The sequence below is a fragment of the Haliea sp. E1-2-M8 genome (assembly GCF_030649675.1).
Taxonomy (GTDB): domain Bacteria; phylum Pseudomonadota; class Gammaproteobacteria; order Pseudomonadales; family Halieaceae; genus Haliea.
Genome location: NZ_JAUTDR010000010.1, coordinates 43,280 through 59,611, shown reverse-complemented (window position 1 = coordinate 59,611; position 16,332 = coordinate 43,280). Strand labels below are relative to the sequence as shown.

The 16,332-nt window shown below is 63.7% G+C and carries 13 protein-coding genes; 5 read left to right on the top strand and 8 right to left on the bottom strand.

The features are described from left to right. The first annotated feature begins 143 nt into the window (after window positions 1-143). A complete protein-coding gene (locus Q6D67_RS10080; protein ID WP_304705480.1) occupies window positions 144-818 on the top strand; it encodes an SDR family oxidoreductase in 675 nt (224 codons plus the stop codon). 51 nt (window positions 819-869) lie between these two features. Here Q6D67_RS10080 and guaA read toward each other — a convergent pair whose 3' ends face one another. Next, the gene (gene guaA / locus Q6D67_RS10075; protein WP_304705479.1) at window positions 870-2,447 is read right to left on the bottom strand and encodes a glutamine-hydrolyzing GMP synthase; all 1,578 of its coding nucleotides are present in this window, start codon (window positions 2,445-2,447) and stop codon (window positions 870-872) included. A 12-nt stretch (window positions 2,448-2,459) separates the two neighbouring features. Continuing rightward, window positions 2,460-3,929: an IMP dehydrogenase gene (guaB, locus tag Q6D67_RS10070; protein WP_304705478.1), complete on the bottom strand. Its 1,470-nt coding sequence runs from the start codon at window positions 3,927-3,929 to the stop codon at window positions 2,460-2,462. Between the two features lie 79 nt (window positions 3,930-4,008). Between guaB and xseA the strand changes: the two genes are divergently transcribed. Then, window positions 4,009-5,361, top strand: a complete 1,353-nt coding sequence (gene xseA, locus Q6D67_RS10065; RefSeq protein ID WP_304705581.1) for an exodeoxyribonuclease VII large subunit — start codon at window positions 4,009-4,011, stop codon at window positions 5,359-5,361. A 10-nt stretch (window positions 5,362-5,371) separates the two neighbouring features. Here xseA and Q6D67_RS10060 read toward each other — a convergent pair whose 3' ends face one another. After that, window positions 5,372-6,019, bottom strand: coding sequence for a Crp/Fnr family transcriptional regulator (locus Q6D67_RS10060; RefSeq protein ID WP_304705477.1), 648 nt, complete (start codon window positions 6,017-6,019; stop codon window positions 5,372-5,374). 221 nt (window positions 6,020-6,240) lie between these two features. Between Q6D67_RS10060 and Q6D67_RS10055 the strand changes: the two genes are divergently transcribed. The 3 genes from Q6D67_RS10055 to Q6D67_RS10045 are packed head-to-tail and all read left to right on the top strand — an operon-like array spanning window position 6,241 to window position 9,591. Then, window positions 6,241-7,689 carry an adenylate/guanylate cyclase domain-containing protein gene (locus Q6D67_RS10055; RefSeq protein WP_304705476.1) on the top strand — a complete coding sequence of 483 codons (1,449 nt, stop codon included), beginning with the start codon at window positions 6,241-6,243 and terminating at the stop codon, window positions 7,687-7,689. Beyond that, window positions 7,682-8,056 (top strand): response regulator, encoded by a 375-nt coding sequence (locus tag Q6D67_RS10050; protein WP_304705475.1) that lies wholly within the window; start codon window positions 7,682-7,684, stop codon window positions 8,054-8,056. Before Q6D67_RS10055 ends, Q6D67_RS10050 begins: the two co-directional genes overlap by 8 nt. Beyond that, the gene (locus Q6D67_RS10045; protein WP_304705474.1) at window positions 8,053-9,591 is read left to right on the top strand and encodes a HAMP domain-containing sensor histidine kinase; all 1,539 of its coding nucleotides are present in this window, start codon (window positions 8,053-8,055) and stop codon (window positions 9,589-9,591) included. Before Q6D67_RS10050 ends, Q6D67_RS10045 begins: the two co-directional genes overlap by 4 nt. Here the strand turns inward: Q6D67_RS10045 and Q6D67_RS10040 are convergent. The 5 genes from Q6D67_RS10040 to recJ all read right to left on the bottom strand — a co-directional run bounded on the left by Q6D67_RS10040 (window position 9,539) and on the right by recJ (window position 16,327). Then, on the bottom strand, window positions 9,539-10,144 hold the full coding sequence (locus tag Q6D67_RS10040) for a hypothetical protein (RefSeq protein ID WP_304705473.1): 606 nt from the start codon (window positions 10,142-10,144) through the stop codon (window positions 9,539-9,541). The two genes, Q6D67_RS10045 and Q6D67_RS10040, sit on opposite strands and share 53 nt — an antisense overlap. 78 nt (window positions 10,145-10,222) lie before the next feature. Beyond that, window positions 10,223-11,719, bottom strand: a complete 1,497-nt coding sequence (lysS, locus tag Q6D67_RS10035; RefSeq protein ID WP_304705472.1) for a lysine--tRNA ligase — start codon at window positions 11,717-11,719, stop codon at window positions 10,223-10,225. An 8-nt stretch (window positions 11,720-11,727) separates the two neighbouring features. Continuing rightward, window positions 11,728-12,826, bottom strand: a protein-coding gene (prfB, locus tag Q6D67_RS10030; RefSeq protein WP_304705471.1) for a peptide chain release factor 2 whose coding sequence is annotated in 2 segments (ribosomal slippage) — window positions 11,728-12,750 and window positions 12,752-12,826 — 1,098 coding nt in all. Because the reading frame shifts where the segments join, the coding sequence is not laid out codon by codon here. Between the two features lie 725 nt (window positions 12,827-13,551). Further along, window positions 13,552-14,469 carry a Stf0 family sulfotransferase gene (locus Q6D67_RS10025; RefSeq protein ID WP_304705470.1) on the bottom strand — a complete coding sequence of 306 codons (918 nt, stop codon included), beginning with the start codon at window positions 14,467-14,469 and terminating at the stop codon, window positions 13,552-13,554. Window positions 14,470-14,584: 115 nt separating this feature from the next. Beyond that, window positions 14,585-16,327 carry a single-stranded-DNA-specific exonuclease RecJ gene (gene recJ / locus Q6D67_RS10020; protein WP_304705580.1) on the bottom strand — a complete coding sequence of 581 codons (1,743 nt, stop codon included), beginning with the start codon at window positions 16,325-16,327 and terminating at the stop codon, window positions 14,585-14,587. Window positions 16,328-16,332 lie beyond the last annotated feature (5 nt).

The window sequence follows — 16,332 nt, the reverse complement described above, 5'->3', positions numbered from 1 at the left end:
TACGGCTTTCCCAAGCGTCAGACGGGTCTTATGCTAACACACAAATACCGACAGGCAGTCGGTTTTGTGTTTGGCGCGCGGTCGTTGGTCTGTTGCCCTGCCTTCCGGGTATAGTGAAGGCTTGATCGATAAAGGAGAAAGACATGGAAAAGGTACTCATGATTACCGGCGCCTCCAGTGGCATCGGTCGGGCGACGGCCCTTGGGGCGGCGCAGCAGGGCCACAAGCTGTTGCTTACGGCGCGACGGGAAGATCTCCTGCAGGACATTGTCGCGGAGATCGGCGAGGACCGGGCGATCGGCATTGCTGCCGATGTCACTGACTTCGATCGGCTGTCCGAGGTAGTCGAGGCGGGGCTGCAGAAGTTCGGCCGGCTCGACGCCGTCTTTGCCAATGCCGGGATGGGGCTCAACACGGCGGGCACCGAAGCGGGTGACCCGGATGAATGGCGCCGCATGGTCGACGTCAACATCCTCGGCGTGCTGCACACGGCCCGCGCGACGCTGCCTCACTTGCGAAAGACCACGGGCCACTTCCTCGTCACTGGTTCCGCCGCCGGTCGCAATACGATAAAAGGCTCAGTTTACGGTGCCAGCAAGTGGTTTGTGCATGGCTTTGCCCAGAACCTCGCCGAGGAGATGAAGGAATGGCAGGGGCGCTGTACGGTCATCGCGCCGGGCATGGTCAACACGCCGTTTTTCGATGAACCCAAGCCCGACAAGCTCGATCCGCAGGATGTCGCCGACGCAGTCCTCTACGCCATGAACGCGAACCCGCGCAACAGCGTGCGCGAGGTGTATCTGATGCCGGCGGTGTAGGGCGCGTCTATAAACGGTTTTCAATGGTGCGCGCCAGTGCCAGACGCGAAATCATTCCCACTCAATCGTCGCCGGGGGTTTGCTGCTCACATCGTAGGTCACCCGCGACACCCCGGAGATCTCGTTGATGATCCGGTTGGACACGGTCTCCAGTAGCTCGTAGGGCAGGTGCGCCCAGCGCGCGGTCATGAAGTCCACGGTCTCCACCGCGCGCAGGGCGATGACCCATTCGTAGCGGCGGCCGTCCCCCACCACGCCGACAGACTTTACCGGCAGGAACACGGCGAAGGCCTGGCTGGCCTTGTGGTACCAGTCGGCCCGGTGCAGTTCCTCGATAAAGATGGCGTCAGCGCGGCGCAGCAGCTCGGCGTACTCGTGCTTGACCTCGCCGAGAATGCGCACCCCCAGGCCCGGGCCCGGGAAGGGGTGCCGGTAGACCATGTCGTAGGGCAGGCCCAGCTCCAGGCCGATGCGCCGGACTTCGTCCTTGAACAGCTCGCGCAGGGGCTCCACCAGGGACATTTTCATGTGTTCGGGCAGGCCGCCGACATTGTGGTGGGACTTGATCACGTGGGCCTTGCCGGTCTTGGCGCCGGCGGATTCAATTACGTCAGGGTAGATGGTGCCCTGGGCCAGCCAGTTCACATCCTGTAGCTTGCCCGCTTCGATATCGAACACCTCGATGAAAGTATTGCCGATGATCTTGCGCTTGGCCTCCGGGTCCGCGACCCCGGCCAGCTTGCCCAGGAACAGGTCCTCCGCTTCCACCCGGATGACCTTCACCCCCATGTTGCGGTCGAACATCTCCATCACCTGGTCGCCCTCCCTGAGGCGCAGCAGGCCGTTGTCGACGAACACGCAGGTAAGCTGCTCGCCGATGGCGCGGTGCAGCAGGGCCGCGACCACGGAGGAGTCGACGCCGCCGGACAGGCCCAGCAGCACCTTGTCGCTACCCACCGTATCGCGTACCCGGGCAATGGCGTCCTCGACAATATTGGCGGGGGTCCACAGGGCCTGGCAGCCGCACAGCTCCAGTACAAAGTGCTCGACGATGCGCTTGCCCTGCAGGGTGTGGGTAACCTCGGGGTGGAACTGAATACCGTAGTAGGGCTTGTCCCGGTGCGCCATGGCAGCAATGGGGCAGCTCTCGGTGGCGGCCACCAGCTCGAACTCCGGCGGCAGTTCCACCACCTTGTCGCCGTGGCTCATCCACACATCCAGCACGCTGTTGCCAACACTGTCGAAATGATCGCGGATATCGTGGAACAGCCCGGTGGTGGCGACCAGGCGGATCTGGGCGTAGCCGAATTCGCTGGTCGGAGACGCGGATACCTGGCCACCGAACTGCGCCGCCATGGTCTGCATGCCGTAACAGATGCCTAGCACCGGCACCCCGAGCTCGAATACGCAATCCGGTGCCCGCGGCGAACCCGGTGTGGGGACCGACTCGGGGCCGCCGGAGAGGATGATGCCGCTGGGAGCGAACGCGCGGATCTCGGCCTCGCTCATGTCAAACGCGCGGATTTCGCTGTAGACCCCCACTTCCCGCACCCGGCGGGCGATCAGCTGGGTGTACTGGGAGCCGAAGTCCAGGATGAGGATCCGGCTGGCGTGGATATCTGCTGTCATGGGGAATCGGCCCTAGCGCACGGGATAGTTGGGCGCTTCCTTGGTAATGGAGACATCGTGGACATGGCTTTCGGACATGCCGGCGGAGGTGACGCGCACGAACTCGGGCCGGGTGCGCATGTCGTCGATGGTAGAGCTGCCCGTGTACCCCATGGCGGAGCGCACCCCACCCATGAGCTGGTGGATAATGGCCGACACCGGGCCCTTGTAGGGCACCCGGCCCTCGATGCCCTCGGGCACCAGCTTCTGGGTGCCCTTGCCCGCATCCTGGAAATAGCGGTCGGCGGAGCCCTGGGTGCGGGACATGGCACCCAGCGAGCCCATGCCGCGGTAGGCCTTGTAGGTGCGGCCCTGGAACAACTCGACTTCGCCCGGCGCCTCTTCGGTACCGGCAAACATGCTACCCATCATGACCGAGTAGGCGCCGGCCACCAGGGCCTTGGCGATATCGCCGGAGAAGCGGATACCGCCGTCGGAGATCACCGGGATATCGCGGCCCTCCAGGGCCTCGACCACATTGGAGATGGCGGTGATCTGCGGCACACCGGTGCCGGTCACAACCCGCGTGGTACAGATAGAGCCCGGGCCGATGCCGACCTTCACCGCATCCGCTCCCGCCTCGACCAGCGCCAGCGCGGCGGCACCGGTGGCGATATTGCCGCCTATGACCTGGACTGAGGGAAAGTCGCGCTTGATCATGCGCACCCGCTCGATCACGTTGCGGGAGTGGCCGTGGGCGGTGTCCACCACCAGCACATCCACCCCGGCACGAACCAGGGCGGCGACCCGGGCGTCGGTATCCGGGCTGGTGCCCACCGAAGCGCCGACCCGAAGCTGGCCGTAGGAATCCTTGCAGGCCAGCGGGAAGCTTTCCGCCTTGTCAAAATCCTTCACCGTAATCATGCCGCGGAGGTCAAACTTGTCACTGACCACCAGGATCTTCTCGATGCGGTACTGGTGCAGCAGGCGCTGCACCTCCAGCGAGCTGGCGCCCTCCTTGACCGTAACCAACTTGTCCCGGGGGGTCATGATCTCGGACACCAGTTTGGCCGGATTGGACTCAAAGCGGGTGTCGCGGCGGGTAACAATCCCGACCAGATCTTCGCCGTCCAGCACCGGCACCCCGGAGATGCCGTGGGCGCCCGTGAGCTCACGCAGTTCCGCCAGGGTGGCATCCTGCTGGATGGTGATCGGATCCTTGACCACGCCGCTCTCGAACTTCTTGACCCGGCGCACTTCCTCGGCCTGCTCGGCGATGGTCATGCTCTTGTGGATGATGCCGATACCCCCCTCCTGAGCCATGGCAATGGCCAACCGGGCTTCAGTGACGGTATCCATGGCGGAGGACATCAGCGGGATATTCAGTTCGATCGCGCGGGTCAGCCGGGTGCGCAGGGAGACATCGCTGGGAATCACCTCCGAATAGCCGGGCAGCAGCAGCACATCATCAAAGGTCAGGGCTTCCTGGGCGATTCGCAACATGGGTCTCTCCGGCTGGCGAGTTACAGCTAAACATGCAATTATAAATCTTCTGCCCCTCACAGGTAAACCAGAGTCCGTGCTGCAACGCCCAGTTTCCGACACTCCGCCCACCCTGACCGTTGGCCAGCTGAACCGGGAAGCGCGGCGCCTGCTGGAAAGCCACTTCGACTTCCTCTGGGTTGAAGGCGAGATCAGCAACTTCGCCGCCCCCTCCTCCGGCCACTGGTACTTCACCCTCAAGGACAGCGCGGCCCAGGTGCGCTGCGCCATGTTCCGCAACCGCAACCAGCACATGCGGGTGACGCCGGAGAACGGCATGGCCATCCGCCTGCGCTGCCGGGTATCCCTGTATGAGGGCCGCGGCGAGTTCCAGCTCATCGTGGAATACCTGGAACACGCAGGCGCCGGTGCCCTGCAGGCAGCTTTTGAGCGGCTGCGGGACAAGCTGCAGGCCGAGGGGCTTTTCGCGGCGGCACGCAAGCGCCCGCTGCCCGCCCAGGTAGACCGGCTGGGCGTCATCACCTCCCCCACCGGTGCGGCGATTCACGATGTGCTGACAGTGCTGCGGCGGCGCTGTCCGGCCATGGAAGTGCTGCTGTTACCGGTGCCGGTACAGGGCGAAACCGCTGCCGGGGAGATCCGCGCCGCCATCGAACGCGCCAATCGCTGGCAGGCACAGGGCCTGGTGCAGCTGGACGCGCTGCTGGTGACCCGCGGCGGTGGCTCTCTGGAGGATCTTTGGGCCTTCAACGAGGAGATCGTGGCCCGCGCCATCGTCGCCAGCAGCCTGCCGGTGGTGAGCGCCGTTGGCCATGAAATCGACCTCAGCATCGCCGACATGGTAGCCGACCAGCGCGCCGCGACGCCCTCGGCGGCGGCGGAACTACTGAGCCCGGACCAGCGCGAGTGGAGCGCCCGGCTGGCGCAGTTGGAGCAGAACCTGGCCAGCCGCATCCAGATCAGATTGCGCCAGGCAAAGCGGGAACTGCTGCACCTGGGTGAGCGCCTGCGCCACCCCGGACACCTGTTGCGAGAACAGGCCCAGCGCCTGGATGATCTGGAACAGCGCCTGCGGCGCGCCCAGCGAACCCTGCTGCGAGACCAGCGCAGCCGCCTGCTGTTGTTGGAAAGCCGCCTGCAGGCGCGCTCGCCGGAAACCCGGTTAAGGAACCTGCAGGAACAGGTGGCAAGGCTGGAGCAGAGACAGCAGCGGGGCATGGGCAGCAAGCTACAGGACGCGGCCACGCGGCTGGCCCACATGGCGCAGCTGCTGGACTCGGTGAGCCCACTGGCAACCCTGAACCGGGGTTACAGCATCCTCACAGATGGCGCTGGGCAGGTGGTTCGGGACGCGGAAGAGGTAAACCCGGGCGACCTGCTGGACGCCCGATTGGCCAGGGGCCGGTTACGTCTGGAAGTAAAACAGCGCTAGGGTCATAGCATTAATACTTGGCCGGCAGCCGCGTATTGATGATGATGTGGCGGCCCTCGAAGCGGATGTACTCGCCGATGGTGAGATCCTTGAGGATCCTCGCCACCATCTCCCGGGAGGCGCCGACACGGTCAGCGATGTCCTGCTGGGTCAATTTTTCCGGAATAAACAGCGTGCCGTCACCGCGCTCTTCCGACAGGTCCATCAGCACGTTGGCCACCCGGCCGTAGACATCCTGCAGGGCGAGGCTCTTGACGTCCGCAGTCAGCTTGCGTACCCGCTGGGCCAGGTTGCTGATCAGCTTGCGGGCAATGCTGGGGTGATCGTCCAGAACCCGGTTGAAGTCTTCCTTGAAAATGATGCAGAAAGTGCACTTCTCCACCGTGCGTACCGAGGCGGAGCGCAGGGAGTCGTCCAGCAGGGCCAGTTCACCGAAATAGTCGCCGGCGCCCTGGGTGTTCATGATGAACTCCTTGCCGTTCTTGTCGCTACAGTACACCTTGACCTTGCCGCTCTCGATGATGAAAAGGGAGTCGGCCGGGTCGTTCTCGTGGATGACCACCGTATTTTTTGGAAAGGAACGGCTGGTGCTGCTGCTTGCCAGCGCATCCAGCTCCTCCCGGGAGAGACCCTGGAAGATTTCTACTTGCTGCAACATGCCTGTTATACCTGCCCCATGAAAAGCCTGATCCCTGAAGCCCTCAGGGCCATAGTACCTCAACTTCCGACCGAAACGCACGCGCGAAAGGCCGATACAGTCACCCGGGTACAGCCACGCTGGTGCGCCCTGTATCTATAACGAATGAAAAGCCGGTTTCCACAGTAAAGTCAGCATCGCTATACTGCAAGCCAATCCGCGACCCCGGGATCCGCCCACTTGTGAGCACCGACAGCAGCCACACCCCCGCCCCCTGGAGCCAGATGCTCCTGCGCACCGTCAGCGAACTGAAGGCACAGGCGGACGCGGATGGCGCGGCCCTGGACAGCGCCGTACACGATGACCTGCGGCGCCTGTTCCAGGCCGCCACCACCCTGGAGCGGCAGCTGGCAACCGCGGTCAGCGACAGCCACCACGACCAGATGAACAGCCTGGCCGCCATCCGCGGCTATGCCGAGATGCTGCAGGAGGACATCGGTGCCGAGGCCACGGTCCTGGGCGACAGCCTGGCGCGTCTGCTGCGGGCCGTGCACACCGCGCACAACGGTGCGGACACCCCGCCGCCGGCACCACAGCGGCGCACCATAGCGGCCGAACCCGGCTTCATCCTCGCGGTTGACGACCTGCAGGAAAACCGGGAGCTGGTCGCGCGCTATCTGTCCCGCTCCGGGCACCTGGTGGTCACCGCAGCGAGCGGTGCGGAAGCACTGCAGACCCTCACCGAAACCGACGTCGATGTAGTCCTGCTGGACCTGATGATGCCGGACATGGACGGCCGCGAGGTGCTGCGGCGAATCAAGGAGCACCCGGAATGGCGGGCGACGCCGGTAATCGTGATTTCCGGCAGCCAGGATATGGACGGTATTATCGCCTGCATCGAGGCGGGCGCCGACGACTACCTGTTCAAGCCCTTCAACCCGGTACTGCTGCAGGCCAGGATCAAGGCCGGCATTGAGCGCAAACGCTGGCACGACCGCGAGGAACAGTACCGGCAGCAGCTGGAGCGCAACGAGAAATTCATCCGCGCCACCTTCGGCCGCTATCTGTCGGATGAGATCGTCACCGAGATCCTGGAACGGCCCGAAGGGCTGGAGCTGGGCGGCGACCTGCGGGAAGTGACCATCATGATGTCCGACATCCGCGGCTTTACCACCTTGAGCGAACAGCTGGCCCCGCAGCACGTGGTCGCCATGCTCAACCGCTACCTGGGCACCATGACCGACATCATCATGGCCCACAGTGGCACCATTGACGAGTTTATCGGCGACGCCATTTTGACGGTGTTCGGTGCGCCCCAGCATCGGGACGATGACGCCGACCGGGCGGTGCGCTGCGCCCTGGCCATGCAGGCGGCCATGGCGGGTATCAACGCCGACAATCGGGCCGCTGGCCTGCCCGAACTGACCACCGGCATCGCCCTCAATACGGGCTCGGTGATCGCCGGCAATATCGGTTCCGAACGGCGCAGTAAATACGGCTTCGTCGGCCACCCCATGAATGTCACCTCGCGCATCGAGGACCACTGCGAGGGCGGCGAAATCCTGATTTCCGACAGCACCGCCAGCAAGCTGCAGGGAACCTATATCCTGAGTAACCGCCGCGAACTCGCCATCCGGGGCATTGAGCAATCGGTCCTGGTGCAGCGGATCCAGGAGGCCGACCATGGCTGAGAGCGGGCCGATACTGCTGGTGGAAGACAACGAACTGAATTGCGAAATGCTGACCCGGCGCCTGACCCGGGCCGGCTTCGCGGTGATTACCGCCGCCGACGGTGAACAGGCACTGGTGCTGATGGCGAGCGCCCGGCCCGCACTTGTGCTGATGGACATGAACCTGCCAGTGATGGATGGCTGGACCGCCTGCCGTGCGGCGCGGGCGGACGACCGGCTGCGGGATATTCCGATTATTGCCCTCACCGCCCACGCAATGGACGCGGACCGCCGCAGTGCTCTTTCCGCTGGCTGCGACGATTACGCCACCAAGCCCATCGATTTTCCCGAACTGCTGGCCAAAATCCGGAGACTGACCGCCTCGTGAGCCTGCGCCGCCGCCTGACCCTGTCGCTGTGCACCATCCTGGCACTGTTTGCCATCAACGTCGGCACCCACTTCTGGGGCAGCTACGCGCGCCAGGAAAGCATGCTCGCCTATCGCAGTTCCGTGACCGCAGCCCAGCTGTCCACCGACGCCGCCCAGTTGCTGGAAAACCAGCGCCAGCAGATTCTGGTGCTGGCGACCCTGCGCGAGACCACGGGGGACAAGCTCGAAGCAGCGGAGCTGGAGCGCGCCGAGGCCGACATCGCCACCATCAGTGACAAGCTGCGCGAGCTGGGCGACCTCAGCAGCGAGGTAACCAAGCCCCAGTACCAGCGCCTGCAACAGGCCGGCGAATACCTGCTGGCCAGCTGGCTGGAGTTCTACCGCAGGTACAACGATCCCGAGTTTCGCGACGACATGGACGACCCCCTACCCTTTGTCGAGACCCTGGAACACCTGCGCCAGCTCGAGCAGCGCCAGGCGTTCATCGCGGTGCAGCGGGCCAGCCTCATTGACCGCACCATCGCCCTGACCGATAGAATCACCGTCATCGGCTTTGTCGCCTCTATCTTCCTCACTGTCCTGCTGGGTTTCTTCCTGCTGCGCTATACCAATCGCTCGCTGAAACGGCTCAAGCGCGGCACCCAGCGTATCGGCAGCGGCGATCTTGACTACCGCATCGTCGGTATCGAAGACCGTGGGGAACTCGGTGAACTGGCGACCGCATTCAACGACATGTCGGACAAATTGCGCAACGCAATCGAAGAGGTCCGCCAGGCCAAGGATGGCGCGGACGATGCCAACGCCGCCAAAAGCCGCTTCCTGGCCAACGTCAGCCACGAACTGCGTACGCCGCTGAACGCCATCATCGGCTACAGCGAAATGCTGCACGATGAGCTGGATGATACCGGCGAGGTGGACCGGGCGCAGTTCCAGCGTGATCTGGAGAAAATCGTACGCTCCGGCCGCCAGTTGCTGGCACTGATCAATGACATTCTGGACCTGTCGAAAATCGAGACCGGCAAGATGGCCCTGCACCGCGAGCACTTCGCCGCTGCTGACATACTCCGCCAGGTCGCCGATTCCATGGCGCCGCTGCTGCGGGAGAAGGACAACAGGCTGCACCTGCCGACAGACTGGTCTGCCCTGCCAACGCTGTACTCGGATGCAACCCGGTTTCGCCAGATCTTCCTGAATCTGCTGAGCAACGCCTGCAAGTTCACCAACGATGGGGACATTTACCTGACCGCCAGCGCAACCGGCAGCGGCCCGGGCGCCTGGCTTACGTTCAGTGTCAGGGATACCGGCATTGGCATGAATGAGGAAGAGCAGGTAAGGATATTCGAAGCCTTCGTCCAGGCTGGCAACACCACCAGCGCCAACTACGGCGGCACCGGCCTCGGCCTGGCGATCTGTCGCGAGTACTGCGAGCTGATGGGCGGGAAAATAAACGTCAGCAGTGCGCTGGGGAAGGGGGCCGAGTTTACGGTTGAGATCCCCGCGACTGCCCCAGAGTCAACTCCCGCAGCCGCCTGATTGCTTCCTCGCGCTTTGCCAGGTCTTCGGTAAGCGTGGCATTGCTGCTTTCCAGATCGGCGATATGCCGGTTCAGCAGGGCAAAAGCCGCCAGCGAGTCGCGCATCAACAGCGCGGTGGCGTGTACCTGCATGTCCGGCAACAGGCGCCGGGCCAGGGCCTGGTAACTCTGTTCAGCGGCATCGTGGTCGTAGAGTGGACTGTCTGGCAGCATGGCCAGATAAGCAATGGCGACGTCCGCCTCCCACTGGGCCGCGGCCACCGTTTCCAGACGCTTGTAACGCTGAAAATGCTGCAGGGCTGTGACCGCATCGCCCTGGCTCAGTGCCTGATAGCCGCGCTCGAGGAAGGTCAGGTCGCGTTCCGGCGATGGCTGGCACTGGCACTGCTCGCGCGACGGCAGGTTCAGGGTGAGCTCCGGCGCGGGGGCCGCCGGGGCCGCCTCGACGGGCGGTTCGGCGACCGGCGCTTCGGAGGGCTCCGGCGCGGTCACGCAGGCCGACAGCAGCAACACGATACCGACCGCCAGCAGCGGGGGCAGGAGTGCAGTCACGGGGGATGTCCTTGCGCAGGTCGTCATGGGGCGAGTGTAACATCCACCATAGCAGGGGCGAAGCCGAGCGCGGTACACCTACTCCGGACGCATGTGCGGGAACAGCAGCACATCGCGAATCGAGGGAGAGTCGGTCAACAGCATGACCAGGCGGTCGATGCCGATGCCCTCGCCCGCGGTCGGCGGCATGCCATACTCCAGCGCGCGCACGTAATCGTGGTCGTAATGCATTGCCTCTTCGTCGCCGGCCTCTTTTTCCGCCACCTGGTCGCGGAAACGCTGGGCCTGGTCCTCGGCATCGTTGAGCTCGGAGAAGCCGTTGGCGATTTCCCGCCCGCCGACAAAGAATTCGAAGCGGTCGGTAACGAAAGGATCCTCGTCACTGCGCCGCGCCAGCGGTGACACCTCGGTGGGATAAGCAGTGATAAAGGTAGGCTGGTCCAGCCGGTGCTCCACCGTCTTCTCGAAGATCTCGATCTGCACCTTGCCCAGGCCCCAGCTGTCTTTCAGGTGGATGCCCAGCCCGGTGGCGATGGCGCGCGCGCCCTGTTCGTCCGCCAGTTCGGCCGTCGCAATATCCGGGTTGTAGTGGAGGATCGATTCAAACACTGAAATCCGGGTGAAAGGCTGGGAGAAATCGTAGGTCGAGCCCTGATATTCAACGGTGGTGCTGCCGAGCACCGTGGCGGTCAATTGCCGCAGCATGTCTTCGGTCAGGTCCATGGCATCGCGATAGTCGGCGTAGGCCCAGTAGAATTCCAGCATGGTGAATTCGGGATTGTGCCGGGTCGACAGGCCCTCGTTGCGGAAGTTGCGGTTGATCTCGTACACCTGCTCAAAACCGCCCACCACCAGCCGCTTCAGGTACAGCTCCGGTGCGATGCGCAGATACATGTCCAGGTCCAGGGCGTTGTGGTGGGTGACAAAAGGCTTCGCCGCCGCGCCACCGGGAATCACCTGCATCATGGGGGTCTCGACCTCCATGAACCCGCGGCCGTCCATGTAATCGCGGATGAACCGCACAATCCTCGAGCGCAGCTGGAATACTGCCCGGGAGTCCGGGTTCACGATCAGGTCCACATAGCGCTGGCGGTAGCGCAGCTCCTGGTCCGCCAGACCGTGGTACTTGTCCGGCAGCGGGCGCAGGGCCTTGGTCAAAAGCCGGGCCTGCTCCATGTTGATGTAGAGATCGCCCTTGCCGGACTTGTGGATGGGGCCACTGGCACAGACGATGTCCCCGAGGTCCCAGCTCTTGATCTCGGCCAGAGTGGCCTCGTCCAGCACTTTGCGGTTTACATAGAACTGGACCTGGCCGGAGCCATCCTGGATCAGCAAAAAAGCGCCGCGATTGCGGATCAGGCGCCCCGCTACCGCGTAATGGCGATTTTCCTGCTCCAGCTGCTCCTTGCTACTGCCGCCATACTCCCGCTGCAGGTCACCTGCGAGGCCGGTGCGGCGGAAGTCATTGGGAAAAGGGTTGCGCTGCGTCCGCAGCTGCGTCAGCTTGCCGCGCCGCTCAGCGATCAGCTTGTTCTCTTCCTCGGGGCCGCGGGGGGCCTGGTCCTGCTCACTCATGCTCTGTCCTACAGCCCCTTTTTCAGCGAGGCCTCAATAAACTGGTCGATATCGCCGTCCAGCACCGCCTGGGTATTGCTGGTTTCGACGCCGGTGCGCAAGTCCTTGATCCGCGACTGGTCCAGCACATAGGAGCGGATCTGGCTGCCCCAGCCGATATCCGCCTTGCTGTCCTCGGTCGCCTGCTTGACCTGGTTGCGCTTCTGCACCTCCAGTTCATACAGCTTGCCGCGCAGCAACTTCATTGCCCGGTCGCGGTTCTGGTGCTGGGAGCGCTCGGTCTGGCAGGACACCACCACCCCGCTGGGGTTGTGGGTGAGCCGCACCGCGGAGTCAGTCTTGTTCACGTGCTGGCCACCGGCGCCGCTGGAGCGATAGGTGTCGACTCGCAGATCGGCGGGATTGATGTCGATCTCGATGTCGTCGTCGATTTCCGGCGCCACGAACACCGAGGCGAAAGAGGTATGGCGGCGGTTGCCGGAGTCAAAGGGTGACTTGCGGACCAGGCGGTGGACACCGGTTTCCGTGCGCAGCCAGCCAAAAGCGTATTCGCCCTCGAACTGGATGGTGGCGCTCTTGATCCCGGCCACCTCCCCTTCCGACACTTCGATCAGGGTGGTCTTGAAGCCGCTGGCCTCGCCCCAGCGCAGGTACATGCGCAGCAGCATTTCCGCCCAGTCCTGGGCCTCGGTGCCACCGGAGCCGGCCTGGATATCGAGAAAGGCATTGGCCGGGTCCATTTCACCGCTGAACATGCGGCGGAATTCCATTTGCTCCAGCAGTTTGACCAGGCGGTCAATGTCCGCCTTCACCGCGGCAACCGTACCCTCGTCATCTTCTACTGCTGCCAGCTCCAGCAGGTCAGCGGCATCGCCGGTAGCGCCCTCCAGCTTCTCGATGGTCGACACAATCTGCTCCAGCGACGAACGTTCGCGACCCAGTTCCTGGGCTCTATCGGGGTCATCCCAGACGCTGGGTTCAGCCAGCTCCAGCTCTACTTCCGCCAGCCTGTCCTTGCGGTTGGCGAAGTCAAAGATACCCCCTGAGCACGCCGGTGCGCGCCTCGATATCCTTGAGGGTGGTTAACAGCGGATTGATCTCGAGCATGTGCCTGGTGTCCTGCGGAAAATGGCGCGCAGTGTACCGCAGGCGGGGGTTGCAGGTCTAACCGCTGCTCGGTCGCTGCGGGATCGCTTCGGGATCGCTTCGTTCGCGAGGCGGCCTGATGGCCGCTGCGTCGCTCCGGGAACCGGGGGTCCCCCGCCCCCCGAATCAACGCGGGGCACCTGGGGCGATCGCTCAGGACCCCGTCTCAAGGGTGCACTGATGAAGCATTGCAGCCTGGTTCCCACCTGCCCTGCCCCAAGCTCCACTGACAACCTGCCTTGGTACCGGCCTGCCCGCCGCGTTGATCCGGGGCGGGAATGTCCTTTTTCGGACTTGCAGGGCGTCGGTGCGCCTACCGTCCCGTCTTAGAGGCTGCCAACCTCCAGCCCTGAAAGTGGGAACAGGCAGGCTGCAACACTGCCTTCGCCATGGTAGGTGCCAAACCCAATAACGATGTCCGCGGCCAAACGGCAGCGCTAGAACACAGCAGGAACGCGCGCCGCATGCGCCCGGAATGGAGAAAAAGGATCTTCCCGTGCCAGAGCGACGCTGCAGCCGTCAGGCTGCCAAAAGGGCGACATGCTCGGACTTAGGGGCTGGCCACTAAGGGGACTGGGTGGGCGCACCGACGCCCTCCAAGTCCGTATCGAAGCCCCCGCCCCCCGAATCAACGCGGGGCACCTGGGGCGATCGCTCAGGACTCCGTCTATTCGATGTTGGCTCAACTATCTTGAGCGTTGCCACAATCCTCGTGTGCGTAAACGAGCAGCCAAGCGCGACCGAAGGTTTGCCGGGGCACTCAAACCTTCCGTGGAAACCGGGCAGGATCCAGTAAATCCGAATTCTTCCTTGAAGATATTGGACAATCGCTCGTTTTCTTGGTCGCGCTGTTGCTGAATTACGACGGCATCCAGTTTAACCCGCTTGGCTCGGAAGCCTGCAATACCGAGGAAGTTCGCCATACGCTGCAGCTCTCTGTAGGGATCTTCCAGTACTCGCTCATAGACCACATCAAGCCGTGGGGGCTGATGGATACTGGAGTAATAATTGCAAAGCTCCTGGCTACGGCTAATCCCCCGCAGGCACTTCAGCATTTCCCTGCGTGAGTACGGTACTGGCTGGCTGTTTTTGAGGGGCATTAGCGTGTGCCACTGCCCAGTGGCTCTCGCTTTGACATGTGATACCGCCTGAGCAATACGGTCTTCCCGTAAACTGTGAATAAGGCGTACTGATCGAAAATTCGGTAAAAATCCCAGCCGGGTCAGCCAGAAAAGCTGGGCCGCGCTAATCTTGAAGCCAACTCTCCCATTCTCTTGCTGTTCGCGAACACTACTCAGCACATAATCGGTGAATGTATGGATAGATTCATTCCTGACTTTATCGAGCACACTGGATTCATTGAACTGCTCGGCACGGGGGTGGATTCCCGCCCCTGCAAGGTGTAGCAACTCAGTGAGGTAGGTCGAGCCAGACCGGTTAGTGAACACCACAAAAAAAAGGTCGAGGCTGTTGAGCTCATGCTGCTCTGGAGGCGACAGCGGACGCAGCAAGGCATCACCGAAGTGCCCCTCAATCTTCTCCTGATGCACCGATTGCGATGGATAGAGCGCATCGCTTAGAGACTTCAATAGTTGAACTTCCATCGGTCATCCATTTAGACAATGTTTACAATGGCCAACATTTTACCAGAGCATGAGCGGCCACGCGTTCACGCTCATCGCTGCCGGTAAAACGAAGCGAGCAGTATGGGAGAACTGCTCACTCCACCGGTTGCAACTGCTCAATAACCAACTGTAATGACCGCCGCCCGCGAAACTCATTGACGTCCAGCCGATACGCCGCCTCGACCCATTCCTGCGCCGGGTCCGGCCACACGTCGAGGTCGACATTAAAGGCGATGGCATCGACCACCTCACCGCCCGACAGTCCGAGCACCAGCTTCAGGTGCCGCTCGCCCACCAGGCGCTGCTGCACCACGCGGAAGCGGCCGTCGAACAGCGGCTCCGGGAAATGCTGCCCCCACGGCCCGCCGAAGCGCAGGGTTTCGGCGAGTGTCAGGTCAAACTCATCGGCAGCCAGTTCGCCGTCGGATTCCAGCACCGCCTCCAGGTCCAGGTCACGACCGTGTCGTGCGACTTCTGTAATGAAGGCCTCGGCGAAGGCCGGGTAATGAGCTTTCGGCAGGCTCAGGCCCGCCGCCATGGCATGGCCGCCGAAGCGGGTGACCAGCCCGGGATTGCGGGTAGCCACCGCATCCAGCACATCGCGGATGTGGATACCGTTGATTGAGCGAGCCGAACCCTTGAGTTCATCGCCACCGGGCTCGGCGTCGGCGAAGACGATAGTGGGGCGGTGCAGGCGGTCCTTGACCCGGGAGGCGAGGATGCCGATTACGCCCTGGTGCCAGCGTGGCTCGTACAGGGCGATGGCCGCCGGTGGGCTGCCGTCCTCCGCCTGCAGCGGCAGGTTCTCCAGCAGCGACAGTGCTTCCTGCTGCATGCCCCGTTCTATCTGCCGCCGCTCCTGGTTGAGCTGCTGCAGGCGCCCGGCGTAGTCCCGGGCGCTGCCGGCGGAGGGCGCGATCAGGCATTCAATACCCACCGACATGTCGTCCAACCGGCCGGCGGCATTGAGGCGCGGCCCTACGGCGAAGCCGAGGTCTGAGGCGACGACGCTGGCGGCCTCGCGGCCGGCCACCTCCAGCAGGGCAGCGATTCCCGGCCGCGCGCGGCCGCTGCGGATACGCTGCAGGCCCGCCGCCACCAGGATCCGGTTATTGCGGTCCAGCGGCACCACATCCGCCACCGTACCCAGAGCCACGAGATCGAGACAGCCGGCGAGGTTGGGCTCGGGCAGGCTCTGGCTGGCAAACCAGCCGCGCGCCCGCAGCTCGGCCCGCAGTGCCAGCATGACGTAGAAAATCACTCCGACCCCGGCCATCGCCTTGCTGGGAAAGGCGCAGCCGGGCTGGTTGGGATTGACGATGACATCCGCCGCCGGCAGCTCGCGGCCGGCGAGGTGATGGTCCGTGACCAGGGTGGCGATGCCCAGGGCGCGGGCCGCCGCCACGCCCTCCATACTGGAGATACCGTTGTCGACAGTGATGATCAAATCCGGCTGTCGCCCCGCTGCGAGCGCGACGATTTCCGGGGTCAGGCCGTAGCCATATTCGAAACGGTTGGGTACCAGGTAGTCCACATGGCCTGCGCCGAGAGCGCGCAGGGCGGTGATCCCGAGTGCGGTGCTGGTGGCGCCGTCAGCGTCGAAGTCACCGACGATCAGCAGGCGCTTGTCGGCGGCGATGGCGTCCGCCAGCAGCACCGCCGCTTCCGCGGCCCCCTGCAGCTCCGCGGGCGGCAACAGCTCCTGCAGGGACAGCTTGAGCTCACCGGGGTCGGTGACGCCGCGGCCACAGTAGATCCGGGCCAGCAGCGGGTGTAGCCCGGCCTGTACCAGGCCCGGGGCCGGTTTGGCCGTGCGGCGCGCGAGTCTGCGGCTCAGCACGG